The organism is Agrobacterium sp. MA01, from assembly GCF_009650195.1.
Lineage (GTDB): Bacteria > Pseudomonadota > Alphaproteobacteria > Rhizobiales > Rhizobiaceae > Allorhizobium.
The window spans coordinates 3,560,936-3,578,847 of the sequence record NZ_CP045854.1 but is presented as its reverse complement, the minus strand read 5'-3'; the positions used below and the strand labels follow the sequence as shown (position 1 = coordinate 3,578,847).

General features: G+C 61.8%; 16 protein-coding genes. 4 read left to right on the top strand and 12 right to left on the bottom strand.

Annotation, left to right across the window (positions count from 1 at the left end; translation table 11 throughout):
• The first annotated feature begins 103 nt into the window (after window positions 1–103).
• Complete coding sequence (locus tag GH983_RS17230) at window positions 104–2,200, top strand: bifunctional rhamnulose-1-phosphate aldolase/short-chain dehydrogenase (RefSeq protein ID WP_153763056.1); 2,097 nt, start codon at window positions 104–106, stop codon at window positions 2,198–2,200.
• A gap of 39 nt (window positions 2,201–2,239) precedes the next feature.
• On the opposite strand, the gene GH983_RS17225 is transcribed toward GH983_RS17230, so the two are convergent.
• Window positions 2,240–2,398, bottom strand: coding sequence for a YqaE/Pmp3 family membrane protein (locus GH983_RS17225; protein WP_069043052.1), 159 nt, complete (start codon window positions 2,396–2,398; stop codon window positions 2,240–2,242).
• A 76-nt stretch (window positions 2,399–2,474) separates the two neighbouring features.
• Here GH983_RS17225 and rhaI point away from each other — a divergent pair, with 76 nt between their 5' ends.
• Window positions 2,475–3,767 (top strand): L-rhamnose catabolism isomerase, encoded by a 1,293-nt coding sequence (gene rhaI, locus GH983_RS17220; RefSeq protein ID WP_153763055.1) that lies wholly within the window; start codon window positions 2,475–2,477, stop codon window positions 3,765–3,767.
• Between the two features lie 86 nt (window positions 3,768–3,853).
• Here rhaI and GH983_RS17215 read toward each other — a convergent pair whose 3' ends face one another.
• The 6 genes from GH983_RS17215 to GH983_RS17190 all read right to left on the bottom strand — a co-directional run bounded on the left by GH983_RS17215 (window position 3,854) and on the right by GH983_RS17190 (window position 7,122).
• Entirely contained in the window at window positions 3,854–4,573 is a 720-nt protein-coding gene (locus tag GH983_RS17215; RefSeq protein WP_054148582.1) for a Bax inhibitor-1/YccA family protein, read from the bottom strand.
• Between the two features lie 23 nt (window positions 4,574–4,596).
• Complete coding sequence (locus tag GH983_RS17210; protein WP_054148583.1) at window positions 4,597–5,370, bottom strand: anti-sigma factor; 774 nt, start codon at window positions 5,368–5,370, stop codon at window positions 4,597–4,599.
• Window positions 5,357–5,902: a sigma-70 family RNA polymerase sigma factor gene (locus tag GH983_RS17205; protein ID WP_054148584.1), complete on the bottom strand. Its 546-nt coding sequence runs from the start codon at window positions 5,900–5,902 to the stop codon at window positions 5,357–5,359. Before GH983_RS17205 ends, GH983_RS17210 begins: the two co-directional genes overlap by 14 nt.
• 54 nt (window positions 5,903–5,956) lie before the next feature.
• A complete protein-coding gene (locus GH983_RS17200; RefSeq protein ID WP_153763054.1) occupies window positions 5,957–6,595 on the bottom strand; it encodes an exopolysaccharide biosynthesis protein in 639 nt (212 codons plus the stop codon).
• A gap of 78 nt (window positions 6,596–6,673) precedes the next feature.
• On the bottom strand, window positions 6,674–6,943 hold the full coding sequence (locus tag GH983_RS17195) for a hypothetical protein (protein ID WP_069043055.1): 270 nt from the start codon (window positions 6,941–6,943) through the stop codon (window positions 6,674–6,676).
• Between the two features lie 11 nt (window positions 6,944–6,954).
• Window positions 6,955–7,122, bottom strand: coding sequence for a hypothetical protein (locus GH983_RS17190; protein WP_153763053.1), 168 nt, complete (start codon window positions 7,120–7,122; stop codon window positions 6,955–6,957).
• A 131-nt stretch (window positions 7,123–7,253) separates the two neighbouring features.
• Here GH983_RS17190 and GH983_RS17185 point away from each other — a divergent pair, with 131 nt between their 5' ends.
• A complete protein-coding gene (locus GH983_RS17185) occupies window positions 7,254–7,433 on the top strand; it encodes a hypothetical protein (protein WP_153763052.1) in 180 nt (59 codons plus the stop codon).
• A gap of 72 nt (window positions 7,434–7,505) precedes the next feature.
• Here GH983_RS17185 and GH983_RS17180 read toward each other — a convergent pair whose 3' ends face one another.
• Window positions 7,506–8,609: a DUF475 domain-containing protein gene (locus tag GH983_RS17180; RefSeq protein WP_153763051.1), complete on the bottom strand. Its 1,104-nt coding sequence runs from the start codon at window positions 8,607–8,609 to the stop codon at window positions 7,506–7,508.
• Between the two features lie 336 nt (window positions 8,610–8,945).
• On the opposite strand from GH983_RS17180, the gene GH983_RS17170 reads away from it, so the two are divergent.
• Window positions 8,946–9,386 (top strand): DUF1810 domain-containing protein, encoded by a 441-nt coding sequence (locus GH983_RS17170; protein WP_153763050.1) that lies wholly within the window; start codon window positions 8,946–8,948, stop codon window positions 9,384–9,386.
• Here the strand turns inward: GH983_RS17170 and GH983_RS17165 are convergent.
• The 4 genes from GH983_RS17165 to GH983_RS17150 form a co-directional block, all read right to left on the bottom strand.
• Window positions 9,383–9,799: an OsmC family protein gene (locus tag GH983_RS17165; RefSeq protein ID WP_153763049.1), complete on the bottom strand. Its 417-nt coding sequence runs from the start codon at window positions 9,797–9,799 to the stop codon at window positions 9,383–9,385. The two genes, GH983_RS17170 and GH983_RS17165, sit on opposite strands and share 4 nt — an antisense overlap.
• Before the next feature lie 62 nt (window positions 9,800–9,861).
• Window positions 9,862–10,263 carry a hypothetical protein gene (locus GH983_RS17160; RefSeq protein WP_083229649.1) on the bottom strand — a complete coding sequence of 134 codons (402 nt, stop codon included), beginning with the start codon at window positions 10,261–10,263 and terminating at the stop codon, window positions 9,862–9,864.
• An 86-nt stretch (window positions 10,264–10,349) separates the two neighbouring features.
• Entirely contained in the window at window positions 10,350–12,437 is a 2,088-nt protein-coding gene (gene pbpC, locus GH983_RS17155) for a penicillin-binding protein 1C (RefSeq protein ID WP_153763048.1), read from the bottom strand.
• The gene (locus tag GH983_RS17150) at window positions 12,437–17,881 is read right to left on the bottom strand and encodes an alpha-2-macroglobulin family protein (protein WP_153763047.1); all 5,445 of its coding nucleotides are present in this window, start codon (window positions 17,879–17,881) and stop codon (window positions 12,437–12,439) included. The genes pbpC and GH983_RS17150 overlap by 1 nt, the downstream gene beginning before the upstream one ends.
• Between the last annotated feature and the right edge of the window lie 31 nt (window positions 17,882–17,912).

Sequence of the window (17,912 nt, the reverse complement as noted above, 5' to 3'; positions counted from 1 at the left end):
ATCGAAATTGATTGACAATCAGGTGAGGGCTGCGCGATATCTGCCAACAAGATGGAGATGAGCCGGCACTGTCGGTTCATGAGATAATTGCAGGGAGGATGTCATGACGGGCCAAACCCGCCTTCTCGAAAATCGTTGGGATGATGCTTATGCCGCCACGCTTGATGAGCCTGGCAAGCTTCTGTATCGATCCAACCTGCTGGGTGCCGACAAGCGCATCACCAATTACGGCGGCGGCAACACCTCCGCCAAGGTGATGGAGATCGATCCTCTGACCGGTGAAACGGTCAAGGTGCTCTGGGTCAAGGGGTCTGGCGGTGACGTCGGGACGATCAAGCTCGATGGTTTCGCGACTCTCTATCAGTATAAGCTCGAAGCACTGAAGGGCATCTACAAGGGTGTGCATGACGAAGACCGCATGGTCGGTTTCCTGCCGCATTGCACTTTCAACCTGAACCCGCGCGCGGCGTCCATCGATACCCCGCTGCATGGTTTCGTATCCTTCACGCATGTCGATCACATGCATCCTGACGCGATCATTGCGATTGCGGCCTCGAAGAATTCCAGGGAATTGACGCAGAAGATTTTCGGCTCCGAGATCGGATGGCTGCCCTGGCGCCGCCCGGGTTTCCAGCTCGGTCTCGACCTCGAAGCCTTTGTGAAGGCCAATCCGACTGCAAAGGGCGTCGTGCTCGAAAGCCATGGTCTGTTCACCTGGGCCGATGATGCCAAGGACTGCTATCTCCTGACGCTCGAGATCATCAACAAGGCGATCGAGTGGTTTGCCAAGGAGACCGAGGGCAAGACGGTCTTCGGCGGTGCGGTATCGAAGAGCCTGCCGGCATACGAGCGTCGTACGATTGCTGCCCGTCTGATGCCCGAGATCCGCGGACGGATCGGCAAGGGCGAGCGCAAGCTCGGGCATTTCGACGACCAGGATGCCGTGCTGGAATTCGTCAATTCGAAGAACCTGCAGCCGCTGGGGAGCCTCGGGACGTCCTGCCCTGACCATTTCCTGCGCACCAAGATCCGGCCGCTCATCGTCGATTTCGATCCGGCAAAGCCGGATGTGGACGCGGTTCTTGCCGGTCTGGACAAGGCTCTCGAAGCCTATCGGGCCGACTACACCCGCTATTACGAGACCTGCAAACACGACAATTCGCCCGCCATCCGTGATCCGAACCCGGTGATCTTCCTGGTTCCTGGCGTTGGCATGCTGTCCTTTGCCAAGGACAAGGCGACGGCCCGCATTGCCGGTGAGTTCTATGTCAATGCGATCAACGTCATGCGCGGCGCCTCGACGGTTTCCGAATATCAGGGACTGCCGGAGCAGGAAGCTTTCGATATCGAATACTGGCTGCTCGAAGAGGCAAAGCTGCAGCGCATGCCGAAGCCGAAGAGCCTCGCAGGACGCGTAGCCTTCGTCACCGGCGGCGCCGGCGGCATTGGCCGGGCGACCGCCGACCGGCTGATGGCGGAAGGTGCCTGCGTGGTGCTGGCCGATATCGATGCTGCAGCACTGGAGCAGACGGTCGCCGACTTCTCGAAGCGCCATGGCGCGGATGTGGTCCGCTCCGTTCAGCTCGACGTGACGCGCGAGGATGCGGTTATACGCTCCTTCTCCGAAGCCTGCGTGGAGTTCGGTGGCGTGGATATCCTTGTCTCGAATGCCGGGATTGCCTCTTCGGCGCCTGTCGAGGACACGACGCTTGCGATGTGGGACAAGAATATCAGCATCCTGGCGACCGGCTATTTCCTCGTCTCGCGTGAGGCTTTCCGTCTGTTCCGGCGTCAGAAGCTCGGCGGCAACGTCGTCTTCGTTGCCTCGAAGAACGGTCTTGCCTCTTCGCCCAATGCCTCCGCCTATTGTACTGCGAAGGCTGCCGAGATCCATCTCGCCCGCTGCCTGGCGCTCGAAGGTGCAGACGCCGGCATCCGGGTGAACACGGTCAATCCGGACGCGGTGCTGCGTGGGTCGAAGATCTGGAACGGCGAATGGCGCGAGCAGCGGGCGGCCTCCTCGAAGATCGAAGTCACCGATCTCGAGGAGCATTACCGCAACCGCTCGATGTTGAAGCTGAATGTTTTCCCGGAAGACATCGCCGAAGCCATCTACTTCCTGGCGTCGGACCTGTCCGCGAAATCGACCGGCAACATCATCAATGTCGATGCCGGCAATGCGCAGAGCTTCCCGCGCTGATCTCCCAAGCCGTCGCGGCGCATGCGCCGCGGCGGGATCCTACTTGCGGATGATCACCCAGATGGCATGGATGATGCCCGGGATATAGCCGAAGAGCGTGAGCAGGATGTTCAGCCAGAAATGCAGGCCGATGCCCACCTGGAGGAAAACGCCGACCGGCGGCAGGAGGATGGCAAGCAGAATGCGAAGAACGTCCATGATGGCTCCGATTTTCAATTCAGACAGCAGATAAACGCGCTTCGATGGTAATCGTTCGCGCGAGGTGGAGGAAAGAATGAGCGAGATCCGAATTCCCGTCGATATCGTTGCGGCTGACAATGACAAACGCGAGGCGGCTCACCGCAGCGATTTCCAGGCGCTGGGCGAGAAGCTGGCGCGGAGCTCGATCGATATCGAGAGCGTGACCGCGAAGGTCGCGGACTTTTTTGTCGCCGTTCCTTCCTGGGGCGTGGGCACCGGCGGCACGCGCTTTGCCCGATTTCCGGGGCAAGGAGAGCCGCGGCACATCTTCGACAAGCTCGACGATTGCGGCGTCATCCAGCAGCTGACCCGCGCCACGCCGACAGTCTCTCTGCATATCCCCTGGGACAAGGCGGATCCGAAGGAGCTGAAGGCCAAGGCGGATGCTTTGGGGCTGGGCTTCGACGCGATGAATTCGAACACTTTCTCTGATAGCGCCGACCAGCCGCATTCCTACAAATATGGGTCGCTCAGCCATGTGGATGCAGCGACCCGCCGGCAGGCCGTCGAGCACAATATCGAGTGCATCGAACTCGGTGCAGCCCTCGGCTCCAAGGCACTGACCGTCTGGATCGGTGATGGATCCAACTTCCCCGGTCAGAGCAACTTCACCCGCCAGTTCGAGCGTTATCTCGACGCGATGCGCGAGATCTACAAGGCGCTGCCGCACGACTGGCGACTGTTCTCCGAACACAAGATGTACGAACCGGCCTTCTATTCCACCGTCGTGCAGGACTGGGGCACGAATTATCTCATCGCGCAGACGCTGGGAGAAAAGGCCTATTGCCTCGTCGACCTCGGGCATCATGGGCCGAACACCAATATCGAAATGATCGTTGCGCGGCTCATTCAGTTCGGAAAGCTCGGCGGCTTCCACTTCAACGATAGTAAATATGGCGATGACGATCTGGATGCCGGATCGGTCGAACCCTACCGGCTGTTCCTGGTGTTCAACGAGCTGGTCGATGCCGAGCATCGCGGCGTAAAGGATTTCCACCCTGCCCATATGATCGATCAGAGCCACAATGTGACGGATCCGATCGAGAGCCTGATTTCCAGCGCCAACGAGATCCGTCGTGCCTATGCGCAGGCGCTGCTCGTCGATCGGACCGAACTGGAGGGTTATCAAAACGGCAATGACGCACTGATGGCATCCGAAACGTTGAAGCGTGCCTATCGGACCGATGTCGAGCCGATTCTTGCAGAAGCGCGGCTGCGGGCTGGTGGTGCCATCGATCCGGTGGCGACCTATCGTGCCAGTGGCTACCGGTTCCGCGTTGCGGCCGAGCGTCCTGCGGTCAAGGGTGGCTCCGGCGGGATTGTCTGAGCCAGGCTTGCTTCTCATCTCGTGAAAACGCCCGGGCAATACCCGGGCGTTTCCTTGTCAAAGCGTTCTCCCGACGCGTTTTTATCTTATTCTTCGCGCTGGCCAGTGAGGCTCAGCAGAAGCTGGAACAGGTTGACGAAGTTCAGGTACAGCGACAGAGCGCCGAAGACGGCGAGCTTCTGCTGGCTCTCCTGGTCGAAGTTCTCGGCATACTGCTGCTTGATATTCTGGGTATCCCAGGCGGTCAGGCCGACGAAGACGACGACGCCGATCACCGAGATCGCGAACTGCAGGGCGCTCGAGCCGAGGAAGATGTTGACGATCGAGGCGATGACGACACCGATCAGACCCATCATCAGGAACGAGCCGAACTGCGACAGGTCACGCTTGGTGGTGTAGCCGTAGAGGCTCATTGCGCCAAACATGGTCGCGGTGATGAAGAACGTGCGGGCGATCGAGGTTCCGGTGAAGACCAGGAAGACCGACGACAGCGACAGACCCATCACGGCCGCGAAGGCCCAGAAGGCCATCTGCGCGGTCGCGGCCGACATCGCGTGGATGCGGAACGAGAAGAAGAAGACGAAGGCGAGCGGGGCCAGCATCACGACCCACTTCAAGGGGGTCGAGAAGATCGGCACGTAGAGCGCCGGGGTCTGGCTCACGACGAAGGCGACGATGCCGGTGATGACCAGCCCGAGGCCCATGTAGTTGTAGACACGCAGCATGTGCTTGCGCAGACCTTCGTCGAAAAGTGCTGCGGACTGGGCCTGAGCACCGTAGCCGAAGCGGTTCTGGATGGGATCCATAGTCAGTTACCTCCTTGAATGGATCAGTAAAGGGTCCGGGCAAGCTTGCGGGCCTGTTCGGCCAGCCTGTCCGGGTTTTGGGTTTCGGAGATCAGCGCGTAAGCAACCTCGCCGATCTGCCAATAGGCTGCGTTGGTCTGACCCTCCTGCTTCAGCAGCACCTGCTGAACGGCAAAATTGCCAGGCCTGACGGCGAAGAGGGACAACCTCTCGCCGAATTGGGGCTCGACCTCGAGCTCGACGCTCGGTCCGTAGGTCGAGGGGAAAATCTGGGCGTCCCGCACGGTCCAGTCATCCGGCATGGCCGGCAGAACGATGGCCGTGGCGGAACGGATCTCGGCCGGATCGAAGCGGCTCGTTTCGGACTGCGAGCTCATCTTTTCCCGCAGCTCCGCCGTCTGATGCGCGCGCACGGCCTCCTCGACGAACTGCGGCGGCGGCACTGAGGCCACAACTTCGCCGATGCTGCCGGGGGCGATCCAACCATGGGCGATCCAGCCGGCGCCCACGAGAAGCACGACTGCCGCCGCACGCCGAATGACGTCGATCGTGCGCGGACGGTTGAAGGCGCTTTCCAGCACCCGTGCCGCATCGCGCGTTTCCTGACGCACGACTGCTGGCATGCCCGCAAGCGCCAGCCGCAATTCGTCGCGCACACGCAGATCGGCCATGACCTTGGCGGCGATCGCAGGATTTTCCGACAGATAGGCCTCGACCTCGATACGGCGACCAACATCCAGCTGGTCGTCGACATAGGCGTGCAGGTCGGCCTCGATTACAGGATCATTGCTGGTCATCGGGGTTTCCTCCAACGATTCTGAGGTGGGGCACGAGGTTCGCGTCCTCGCCGCTTTCCATCGCCCTTAGCCGGGCGCGGGCGCGGGAAACGCGGGACATCAGCGTGCCCACGGGGATATTCAGGACATCGGCCGCTTCCTGATAGGAAAGCTCCTCGATGGCCACGAGATGGAGCGCTTCGCGCTGGTCTTCCGGAAGAGACAGGAAGGCGTCGCGTACCTGTGCAAGCCGTACCGAATGCTCCTGACCCGCAGGCGCCACCATATCGGTCAGCTCCAGTGTCGCATCCTGGCGCCGACTGGCGGCGCGGTCCCGGCGAAGGCGGTCGATATGCGTATTGTGCAGGATGGACATCAGCCAGTTGCGGATGCTGCCCCCGCTCTTGAAGGTCGACCTGCGCTCCAGGGCCCGGATAAGTGCATCATGAACGAGGTCTTCCGCCTCGTCCGGATTTCTGACGAGCGAACGGGCGTAGCGTCGCAGGGCTGCGAGCTGGCCAATCACATTGAACGGGTTCGAGTTCGTCGTCATGCCCCAGTATACGGAGCCGACAGCGATCCTATTCCATCGCCGAAAAGATTTTTTTCACGGGCCGACAATCGAGCCCAGTCCCCAGGCCGCAGCATAGACGAGGCCGCCGGTCGTCCCAAGTGCGATCACGCCCATGCCCAAACCCAGGATCGTCACCAGACCGTCCCGCTCCATGAGGCCAAGCGCGATCATCACGAGGGCCGCCACGGGAAGCATGTTGCCGAAAGGGATCGGTAGCGCGACGGCGATGGCAAGCAAAAGAACGGGTAGGCCAAGAAATGCCTGAGCACGTGGTCCGGCGAAGTGCCGCAGGCGGTTTTTGCGCAGGAGAGTTTCCACGCGCGCCACGAGGGGCGCCGTGTAGCGAACCATGAGTTCGATCGTTCCGCCGGAAACCTGCCGTCGTCCCAGAAATTGCGGCAACCAGATGCGTCTGAAACCCGCGATGATCTGGAGCGAGATGATCGCGAGGCAACTCCCGAAGACGAGGCCAAACGGACCGGGGATGGGAGTGAGCGCCGGAAGAGAGAGGATCAGGATTGCAAAGGCGATGCTGCTGCGGCCCATGGCCGACATCAACTCATCCAGGGTTACTGAACCCGCTTCGGCGACATGGCCTCGAAGCCTGGCCAATCGTCTGGATGCCACCCCGCCCTCAGCAGTGGTGCTGTCTAGCGGCGCGATTATGGTCATGGGTTTGGCTCTCCTGTAACCGCCAAGATGTAGGAGAGCTTTTGGTCGACGCAAGATCGCCTGCCCGCATTTGGTCGGCTACTGGCGCGCCGCGATTAGCCGGACCAGAGCGCGGAAGCTTTCGACGTCGCCGTCCGCCTTGTCGAGGAGGTCGATCGGAAAGAGGACTGCCTTCCGGTTGGCGTCGGAGAGCGAGGACGTTTGCAGATCCTGTTCCGCCGCTTGCCGGGCCTCTGCCATCGCTTGATGAAGGTCATCCGGGTCGAGCAGGCCCTTGTCGATCATGCGGCGGACAAGAGCAGAAATCGCGAGATAGAGACCTTCAAGCTGAGGATTGGCTGTGTTCATGGTGATTGCCTTCAATCTATCCGACGCTTGGAATCGAGATCTATGCCCTGTTCGGTTGGTTCGTCCTCAAGGTCGGCCTTTTCGTCTCGTTCGGACAGTTCCAGGCGATCGCTCCTGGTGTCGTGCTCCTCGCGTGGCGTCTGATGGCCGTGCGCTTCGGTGGTCTTTGCGGTGGTCATGCGGGCTCTCCTCCACTTCACATGCATATCGAACGTCGTCGTCCATCGTCGGTTCCGGCGCGGTCGTGTCGAATGGGCGGAACCTCGGCGCTTGTTTGCAGGTTTCCAATGTCCCAGCAAAGGAGACATCCATGACTGAAGAGATCGAACATTCGCGCAAGCGGCAAGTCGAAGAGGGCAAGTCTCACGCGGAAGACATGCCGGCGGCCGGTCCTCACGACAAGAAGGAGCTGCAGGATCCGATGAAGACGCCGGGCACGGGATCGCTGCCGGAGATCGGATCGCAAAAGACGGATCTCGGCCCGGAGTGACACTTCGCGCATCCGAAACGACAAAGGCCGGCGCGAAGGCCGGCCTTTCTCACTTTTCTCAAACGCTCTCAGTCAGATATTCTCGGCTACGCTTTCGCCGGCGAGACGTTCTTCTTCTTCCCGCTCTTCCCGATTGTACTTGATCGAGGACCACAGCGAGATGCCGATGAGTGCCGCACCGCCAAGACCGGTGATCACTTCCGGGATGTGGAACAGTGTCTGCACATACATGATCACCGACAGGATCAGGATGGCGTAGAAGGCGCCGTGTTCGAGGTATCGATATTCGGCGAGCGTGCCCTTTTCGACGAGCATGATGGTCATCGAGCGCACATACATGGCGCCGATGCCAAGGCCGATCGCGATAATGAAGAGGTTCTGCGTCAGTGCAAAGGCGCCGATGACGCCGTCGAAAGAGAAGCTGGCGTCCAGCACTTCAAGATAGATGAAGGCGCCGAGGCCACCCTTGGCCGCTTCGCTCATGGCACGCTGCGAGGCGTCGAGCAGACCGCCGAGAACTTCGACGGCGAGGAAGGTCACGAGACCATAGATCGCCGAATAGACGAAGGTCGTCGCCTCTTCGCCCTCAAGAAGATTGGAGAACAGCAGGATCAGGAGCAGCACGAGCGCAATCTCGATACCCTTGATCGAGGCGGAGCGCGCCATATGACTTTCGAGCCACTCGATCCAGTGGATGTCCTTCTCCTGGTTGAAGAAGTAGGTGAGGCCGACCATCATCAGGAAGGTTCCACCGAAGGCCGCGATCGGCAGATGCGCATCGTTCATGATGCGCGCATATTCCGCGGGCTCGCGGGCGGCGAGGATCACGGCTTCGATCGGGCCGATCTGCGCCGCGATCACCACGATCAACAGCGGGAAAATGATGCGCATGCCGAAGACGGCGATGAGGATGCCCCAGGTCAGGAAGCGCCGTTGCCAGACGGGCGTCATGTCCTTGAGCTTGTTGGCGTTGACAATGGCGTTGTCGAAGGACAGGGAGATTTCAAGCACGGCCAGGACCGAGCAGATGAAGAAGATGGTCGCCATGCCGGAGATTGTGCCGCTCATCTGCCATCCGAGAACGGCGCCGAGAAGCAGGCCGATCGCCGTGACGATGAAGGCCCAGCGGAAGTAACCGAGAGTGGAAATGCCACCCGTTGCTGCTGCAGTGCTCACGTGCGGTCCTCCAGGCTGGAGGAGACGAGATTAGGGGAGATGCGAAGCGCCCTGCACGCCTTCGCATGAAGCATGATCCAAGTGTTCATTTTTCTAGAATCCGCCGGCTGAAATTGCTGGCGGTACCGACATCACGAGAGCGCCGTAAACTCTCGCCAGAGGGGCCCGGCACCAGGTTTGGGCGCGGTGATGCTGAAATCACGGCGCCTCACATTCTTGTTAACGAACATTGGTCCGACGTCAAGAATTAAGGCGGATAGGGCGGATTAGTTGATCGTATCAGGCATTGGCGATGGCCTGCCCGACCAGCGTTGAGGCAAGAGGAGCAAGGCTCAAATGGCTGAAGATCATTCTCTCGTCGACCTCGAGCGCTTCGTCGAAGCGCAGCGGGAAACTTACGCACAGGCGCTTCGGGAATTGCAGGGCGGCCTGAAGCGCAGTCACTGGATGTGGTTCATCTTTCCGCAACTGGAGGGGTTGGGCCGATCGCCCACTGCCCAGCGATTTGCCTTGAGGTCGCTTGATGAGGCGCGTGCGTATCTGGCGCATGCTATCCTCGGAGAGCGCCTGCGTACGGTCACCCGGGCCGTATTGGCGCATCAGGACCGAAGCCTTGTGGAGATTTTCGGTCAACCCGACGACATGAAGTTCCGATCATCCATGACGCTGTTTGCGGCTGCTGCCGATCCCGAAGACACTGCGATCTTCCGCGAGGCTCTCGACGTGTTCTGTGGCGGAGAGCCTGACGCAATCACGTTGCAGCGTCTCGCCGGTTAGGCGGAGCTGATCAGTAATATGGGGCGAATCGAGAGGCTGTTGCTGACGGTGCAGATTTCCTCGGCGCGGTGCGCAATCCTCGACTGATCATGCGGATCGAGAGTGCCCTCGAAAGCCAGTGTCACGGTGATCGAGGCGAAACGCGAGGGCTCGTCCGAGGCCTTTTCCCCTGTCACCCCGACCTGCAGCCCCTCGAACTCATCGGTGAGGCCCAGTTCGCGGGCGGCGATCCGCGCGCTCATGCTCATGCAGGCGGCAAGCGATGCCAATAGCAGGTCGAGGGGGTTGAAGCCGGCCTGGGTCGGCCCGGTCACGATTTCAAGCTCACCGCCGGTCGCGGATCTGATAACGGGATAGCCCCGTCGCCCCAATATGGCTGTCGCGCCGATCGGGCGGCTCCTCAGATCTGCCATTCCAATCCCCATTCTGCTTTATGGTTCAGAATAGGGATCGATGCATGGCGCGACAAGCTGTGTCAGATGCTGTTGCCTATGCGCGCCGTGCCGGTTTCGCCGTTGTCGCGGATCCATTTCAGGCGCTTGTCACCGGTGCGGATCAGTTCGAAGCACATCGGCGCCCCCTTGTACCAGCTGGTAAATTGCTGACAGAGGCGGTCACCGTTGATCCACCATTTGCCTTTGTCATTCGGCTTGGCGAAGCGGCCGAGACCTAGGGCTTCGCCCGACCCATCCACCTGACCGTTCGGACGATAGTTCAGCGGAAATTCCCCACCAAAGGGCACGGCGAGGTAGATGCGCTTGCCGATGATTTCTTCCTTGATGGTAGAGGCGGTAAAGCGCTCGTTCGCCATCGCTGCCGGGGCGATGAACGCGATCGTCAGGAGCGTGATCAGTCCGGCACGCATGCTGCTGGTCATAACGAAGATCTCCCGTTCAAATGGGTTAACGGGATCGTCTACGCGAGCCGTCTTGCGGTGGATCACGGCTGCCAGCAACAGGCGTGTCAATTCCGGACGAAGACATTGACTGAAGCGGCTCGCCCTTCCGCATCGATCACGGTCAGAGTCGATTGCCCTATGCCTTCGGGATGCCACTCGCCGGTTCTGCGGCGCGTGGATTCACGCATCGGTTTGCCATCGACGAGCCACCGAAAGGGCGCGCGTCCGGCTTGCATCTTCATGACGACAGGCAAAGCCTCGCCATCCGCGCCCTTGCCGCGTTCGAGAACCGAACCTTCCAGGGGATAAACGATCCGTGGTGGCCGCTCGCGCGCGGAAACCGCGACCAGGCCATTGGATTCCAAGGAAAAGCGGCGAAGCGATTGCGGCAGGTCCGATGCGGCGATTCGGTTTGCACCTGTCGGGGCGCGGGGCAGGGGCGTTCCGGCAAGGCCGGATTTGGCAAAGGCTTCGAAGAGGATCGGGGCTGCCGTCTGATAGCCCGATATGCCGGGGACGGCGGCATTGTCTGGGCGACCGATCCAGACGCCGAGCACATAACGACCGTCATAGCCGACCGACCATGCGTCGCGGTACCCGTAGCTGGTGCCGGTCTTGTAGGCGATGCCGGCGGGCGGGCTGCCGCTTGGAGGCAGGACGTCGCCGAGGACGTCTGCCACCGTCCAGGCGGCTGCGGGTTCGAAAAGCGACTCTTCGTCAACAAGTTCGGCCTTGTCGCGGATGCCGTCGCCGAGCCGGACCGGCTGTTCGCGGTTTGCGAGACCGGCATAAAGCTGCACAAGGTCTTTCAGCGTGATGCCGGCACCGCCAAGCGCAATCGCGAGGCCTGGCGCTTCGTTGGGGGGCAGTTTCAGGGTGACCCCGCCGCGTCGGAGGCGAACCATCAGGCGAGACGGACCGACGGCATCAAGAAGACGCACGGCCGGCACGTTGAGCGACAGCTGCAGAGCCTGTCGGATGCTGACATCGCCCTGATACTGCATGTCGAAATTCTTCGGGCGGTAGCCGAAGAAGTCGGCCGGGCGATCCTCGACAATGGTTTCCTGAGCCACCAGACCCTGCTCGAAGGCGAGGCCGTAAATGAAGGGTTTCAGCGCCGAGCCCGGCGAACGCTCGGCGCGCGTCATGTCGATCCAGCCGGAGCGGGAGGCATCGAAGTAATCGGCAGCTCCAACTTCTGCGACAATCTCGCCGGTGGTGGCATCGGCCATCAGCAAGGCGAGCGAGACCTTGGGATCGAGCTTGCGGCCCGCTTCGAGCGCCACTTTTTCCAGGGTCTCCTGTACCGGTCGCAGGATGGTGGTCTGGTGGGTGCTGATCTCGGGTGCCTTGCGCCGTGCGGCTTCGGCGAGATGTGGGGCAAGCGCCGGCAACTGCCTGCGCATAGAGGGGAGGGATGCGTTCAGCGCGAGCTCGACCTCCGTCTTGTCGACGACTTCGGCTTCGCGAGCGCGTTCCAGAACCCGCTTGCGCGCTTCGTGTGCGTTGTGGCGGTAGCGGTCGGGGCGGCGCTTTTCCGGCAGTTGCGGCAGGGCGACCAACAGAGCGGCCTCGGCAGTCGAGAGCCGCTTCGGCTCCTTGCCAAACCAGGCGAGGCTTGCTGCGCGCACGCCTTCCAGATTGCCGCCATAGGGGGCATGGGTCAGGTAGAGATTGAGGATCTCGGTCTTCGACAGACGCCGCTCCAACTGGATCGCGCGGGCGATCTGGATGAGTTTGGCGGTCAGCGATCGCTCGCGACGAGGCTCGATCAGGCGGGCGACCTGCATGGACAGGGTGGATGCGCCCGAAACGATGCGGCCGTTGGCGGCCAGTTGCCAGGCGGCACGTCCCAGCGCCATGAGGTCAACGCCGTGATGGTCCGCGTAGCGCTTGTCCTCATAGGCGATCAGCATGCGGATGAGAGCAGGGTCGACGTCATCGACTGTTGTTTCCAAGCGCCAGAGGCCTTCTTTCGTGGCAAAGGCACGCAAGAGCTGGCCGTCGCGATCGAGAATTTCGGTCGAGACTGCGCGCGCTTCCTCCAGCGGGGGAGGGTAGTTTCTGTCTGCCCAATCCAGCGCAGCGAGCGAGGCGGTGGCCGTGATGGCAGCCACCCCCAAGCTTATACTGATGCGCCTCAGGCGGCCCATCAGGGTGCCGTCGAGACCGTCATCGCACCGGCTGCCGTGCGCGCCGACAGCTGCGGACGATACATGTCTTCGACGTTCGCGGCCGGCAGGTCGTAGGTACCAGGCGTGACGGCGCGGACGACGTAAGCCAGCGTGATGGTCCCGTTTTCGCCCTCGCCGCGATTGACGGCAGCCACGAAGCGATCGCTGCGGAATTCGAGATGCGCGGTCTCCGTCTGGCCGATCCAGTCGAAGTTGGCGAGCGCTGCGCTGTCGACCAGGCTCGGATTGTCGATCTCGAAGCCCGCCGGAAGCTGATCGGTCACCAGCAACTGGGCCGGCCAGTCATCCGCTTCCGTCACTTCCAGCACCACGACATAGCGTTCGTTCTGGATGACCTCTGTGATGTTGGCCTCTTCGCCGGTCAGGCTGTAGTAGGTCTTGTTGATCTCGAAGCCTTCCCCGCCGGCTGCCGGTGGCAGGGCCGGGGCTGCGACCGTGGTGACCGCAGCGCTAACGGGATCAAGGCCGGTGTTGGTCAGCGTCAGCGGCGCCTCTAGGAGTGCGTCGCCCGGGATCGTGGCCGCATAGGCGCCAGTCTTTTCGGTACCATTGACCTCAAGCTTCAGCCCCTCGTCATCCTGCTGGAGTGCGCGGGCGGCTAGCAGCATCCAGGTCTGTTCCTGGGTGCTGAGCGTCTGCTTGGCCTTCCACTCGTCGGCCACGACCTTTGCCAGGATCGGGACGACAGGCGGAACCGGACGGCTTTCGGCGGCAAGGGCCAGAACACCAGCGGCATCGCGAAGCGCCGAGCCATAGTCGGAACGGGAGAAGCTGACCGGCGTCATACGGGCCTGTTCGCTCATGCCGGCTGCATCAAGGAAAACGGCGTTGGCTCGCTCGCTATCACCGTAGAGCGACAATGCCGCTGCCAGATGCGCTTTCGACAGGGGCGTCGGGAAGTCGCCTAGCATCGTGTCCGCGTAGTAGCGAAGGTCACTCAGCGAGGCCTTGCGGCTGCGTGACAGCACGTAGAGAGCATAGGCGATCTCGTTGCCGCGCGTGCGGATGTCGTTGTCATAGGCGATGCGGTTCTGCAGGTTCTGCAAGGCCTGGACGAGAGCTTCCTCCGGCACGTCGAAGGTCTGTTCGCGGGCGCGGGTCAGGAAGTCGGTGACATAGGCGTCGAGCCAGAGGCTTTCGGAACCCGGTGCCCAGAGGCCAAAGGAGCCACTCGACGATTGATAGGCCAGCACGCGCAGGATGCCGTCCTGGACGCGCTTGTTGATTGACTCGTCCTCCGGCAGGCCGGAAAGCTTGGCCAGTTCATCAAAGTATAGAAGCGGCAGCGCGCGGCTGGTCGTCTGTTCGGCGCAGCCATAGGGATAGCGGTCAAGGGCCATCAACAGGCCCGGAATGTCCAAGCCATCGGCGCGAGCGACATTGAGGCTGACGGAGGCTCCCTGCAAGAGGCTGTCTGCGAGCAGGTCGCCGTCGACGGTCAGGCTCTTGCCGGGTGCGAGCGCAATGACCTGACGCTCGGTGATCGGCAGCGTTGCTGGGCGTACGGGAAGATCGAGAGACTGGGAAATGGCTATGCCGTCTGTACCTGTGAGCGCGATGTCAATCGCGCCGTCGCCGGGTGTGTTGGCAGTGAGCGGCAGGGTTACGGTGGTGGTTTCACCCGCCGTCAGCGTGACCTCCTGGCTTTCCGATCCTCCGATACTGACGGGACCGTTGCCGGTGACGGCCAGCGTGTAGGTGCCGGATGGAGCGTCCGTCGCGGCGATGTCCAGACGAAGACTGCTTTCGTCCTCAGGGGCGAGGAATTTGGGCAAACTCGACGTCACGACGATCGGATCTCGTATGATCACGTCCGCCTCGCTGTGACCGACGCCGGTCTTCGACCAGGCCCAGGCCATGATACGCGCCGTGCCATTGAACTGCGGGATGTCGAAGGAGATCATCGCCTTGCCTTCGGCATCGAGCTTCACCGGACCTGAGAAGAACGCCACAAGCTTTTCGCGCGGTGGATTGCCCTGCAGGGCAACTTGGCCGCCGTCACCACCGGTGCGCAGGCGTCCGGTTGCGCCCAGCGAGCCATCGATCAGACGGCCATAGAGGTCGCGCAGTTCGAGACCGAGGCGGCGCTGGCCGAAGTAGTAGCTTTCCGGATCGGGTGTCTCATAGCGGGTGAGGTTGAGAATGCCTACATCGACGGCGGCGACCATCACATAGGCCTCCTCGCCGATGCCAGCGCCGGTCACTTCCACCGGGATTTCCAGGGGCTGGCGGGGCAAGGTCTTTTCCGGTGGCGAAAGCTTGATGGCAAGCTTGTCGGCGCCCGGATCGACGGCGAGCCAGGCAATGCCGATTGCACGCGCCGGCATGCGGCTTTCCTCGGCATCACCGGGGCGGAAAAGGGTCGCGGTCACATAGGCCCCGGCGCCGAAATCCGCAGTAACTGGAATTTCGATTTCCGTGCCGGTGGCCGGGACTTCGGCAACCTGCGTCGAAATCAGGGCATCGGTGCCCGAGGTAACGATAACCTGGCCTGCGAAACGCGGCGAGATCTTCAGCTTTGCGGTATCGCCGACCTTGTAAGCCGGCTTGTCAAGGCCAATCTCGAGTGCGTCTGGCGTTTCGGTAGAGCTTGCTGTGACAAACCAGCCGGCATCGAAGTCGACGCTGGTGACGGCGCCGCCCTGCTCGACTTCCAGACGATGGGCGCCCCAGGTCACCGGTGTTGAAAGTGGTGTGCCTTCCGCTGCGATATCGACGGTGCCGTCGGCCACGAGCTTGGTCGTGGTGATCGGCTCATAGCGCCAGGAGGAACCATCGCGATACCACTGGTAGTTCCGCTCCAGCTTGATCAGCTTCCAGCTCGCGCCGGCTAGGGCCTGGCGCTCGCCATCAGAGCCGAGCGCGATCAGGTTGAAGGCGGCATTCGAGTTCTCGGAGACCTCGCCTTCGAATTCCGGCTTGATGCCGATGACGGGTCCTTCCGGCGTGACGGGAAGGGTTAGCTTGCGCTCGACCGCGCGGCCTCCACTTTCGCGCAGACGCAGGACAATATCCGCGTTCAGGAGGCGTGTCGTCGAGGGCAGATCGGTCAGGGCAACCTCGATTTCGGCGAGGCCATCGTCATCCAGCGCGTCCAGCCCTTCGAGCGGCAGACGCATGTCTTCGATGCCCTCCTCGTCCGAAAGGCCGAAGCTGTAACGGGGAAAATCGGGATGGCTGGTCGTCGGGCGGATCACCACCTCGCCTTCGAGCGTCAGGCCGGCTGCCGGCGCGCCATAGAGATAACGGCCATCGGCCGACACGGTAACGGCTTCGTCTATAGAGATTGCCCCGGCTTGGCTCGAAAGCTTCAGGTCGAGACGGTCGGGCACGAAATCGTCGACCAGGAATGTCGACCGAGCGATGGCCGGTTTTTTCGGATCGGTGTGGATGGCGACTGTCCAGGTGCCACGCATCGCATTGGCAAGGATCGGCAGGTCGACGGCATAACCGCCCAGCGTTTCGCTTGACACCGCGAAACGGCGGAACTCGACCCCGTCGGGTCGCGAAAAGAGGAAGGTGAGCGGCAGGCCGGAAATGGCGTCGGCATTGGTGTCGCGGGCCAGCGCTACGGCATGCACGGTCTCGCCGGGGCGGTAGATGCCGCGTTCGGTCCAGGCGAGGATATCGACCGGGCCCGGTGCCGGGCGACCGGTGACGCCGCGGTCGGAGAGGTCGAAGCCGGCACGGGTCATGTCGAGGAAGACGTTGTCGTCAGCATCGCTGCGGGCCGCAATCACGGCCGGAGCCAGCGCTGCGCCACCGCGCACGAGGCCGGCGTCAAAACGGGCCCGGCCTTCGGCGTCAGTTGTGGCGGTCGCCAGGATCTCGTTGTTCTTTGCGATCAGCTGCAGCTCGATATTGGCAAGTGGGCTGGCCGATGCCAGCGAGCGTGCAAAGACATGCAGCCCATCGGTGCCGGCAAAGGTCGAAAGGCCGATATCGGAGACGACGAACCACTGCGTCGCGCGGCTGTCCCAGCTCTCGTTCACACCAGTCGGGGAGACCGCAGTCATCACATAGATGCCGGGCTTGCGGGTCGGCAGGGCCTCCTGCAGCGGAATGCTGGTAACGACCTCCCTGTTCTGCTCGTTGGCAATCTCGACCGAACCCTGCCAGACAAGTTCGCCGATCTCGTCCTTCACGCGGCCGGCGGTGTAGCCGTCCATCTGGGTGAGAAACTGCGAGGCGGCGAGAAGCGGGGCGATGTTGCGGTCGCCGATCCGGTAGAGTTCGAGATTGGCGCTTTCGCTGTTGATCGAGACGAGCGGAATGCCCTGGCGCGCGGATGATGGGAGAACGAAACTGTCGCCGGTAAAGCGTACGGTCGATGTGCGGTCACGGACATAGAGCTCGAGTTCGACCGGAGCATCCAGGTTTTCGTCGACCGAGGAGGGGAGGCCGGCGCGGATTGCGAGGCGATAGCGCCCGCCATGCTCCAGGCCCTCGACGCAGATCTGGTTGTTTTTTGCTTCCAGCGCCTTCGGCGTCTTGCCGTCAAGCGTGACGAAGGACGAGTAGTCGACGCCGCGCTTGACCAGAGGTTCGGAGAACTCGACGCAGGCGCGCGGCGAAGCGCTGTCGGAATCAACAGTGTTGTTGACGACGCGGAAACCCTGGCGGGAGCGCAGGTCTTCGAAGGCGGCGCGTACTTGCGCATTCGACGCGAGTTCGAGGCTTGCCTTGTAGGCGCTGAGGGCTGGACGCCAGTTCTCGCTGTTCTCAAGGGACTTTGCCAGCGTGGCGAGCGCGTCGGCGCGGGTGGAGGCGCCACGGGTCAAGAGGTAGCCGTTGATCGACGCCATCGCGCCTTCGTTGGCCATGCCGTAGTTGTTGATGACGGTATTGGCCATCCGGGCCATTTCGAGCCAGAGTGATTCGTCGTCTGCATCGATCGCCAGCGCACCCTTCAGGGACAGAATGGCGTAGTCGATGTTGCCACTTGCAAAGGAGGCGCGCCCTATTTCAATCAGCGAGTCCCGTCCCAGGCCCTGCTGTTCGGCTGCAATGACAAGATTGCTGCGCTGATTGCGGGCTTCCGATTTCAGGTAGTCGGAGACGAAGGTCAGCGCCGGCGGAGCGCCGATGTCCTCTTCCGCCGTCTGAACCACGATGCGGCCCGCGATCGCGCCCGGGAAGCTGTTCAGCTGGTCATAATCGGACTTCAGGAAGCACCAGTTGACCTTCGGATTAAAAGTGAAGGCGCGGCAGGAGGCGTCGCCGATGCAGCTCGCCTCGCATTCATCGATGGAGACGTTCTTTTCGGTTCGCAGGTCGAATCCGAAATAGTCCGCATCGTCAATGCGTTCGATTGTCCTGATATCCTGCGCGTAAGCTGAAGGGGATAATGGCAATAGAGCCAGCGCGACTGTGAGCAACGCCGAAAAACGGTTCGTAAACATGGTCCCCTCCAAGCCTGATCATGGCTTCGGA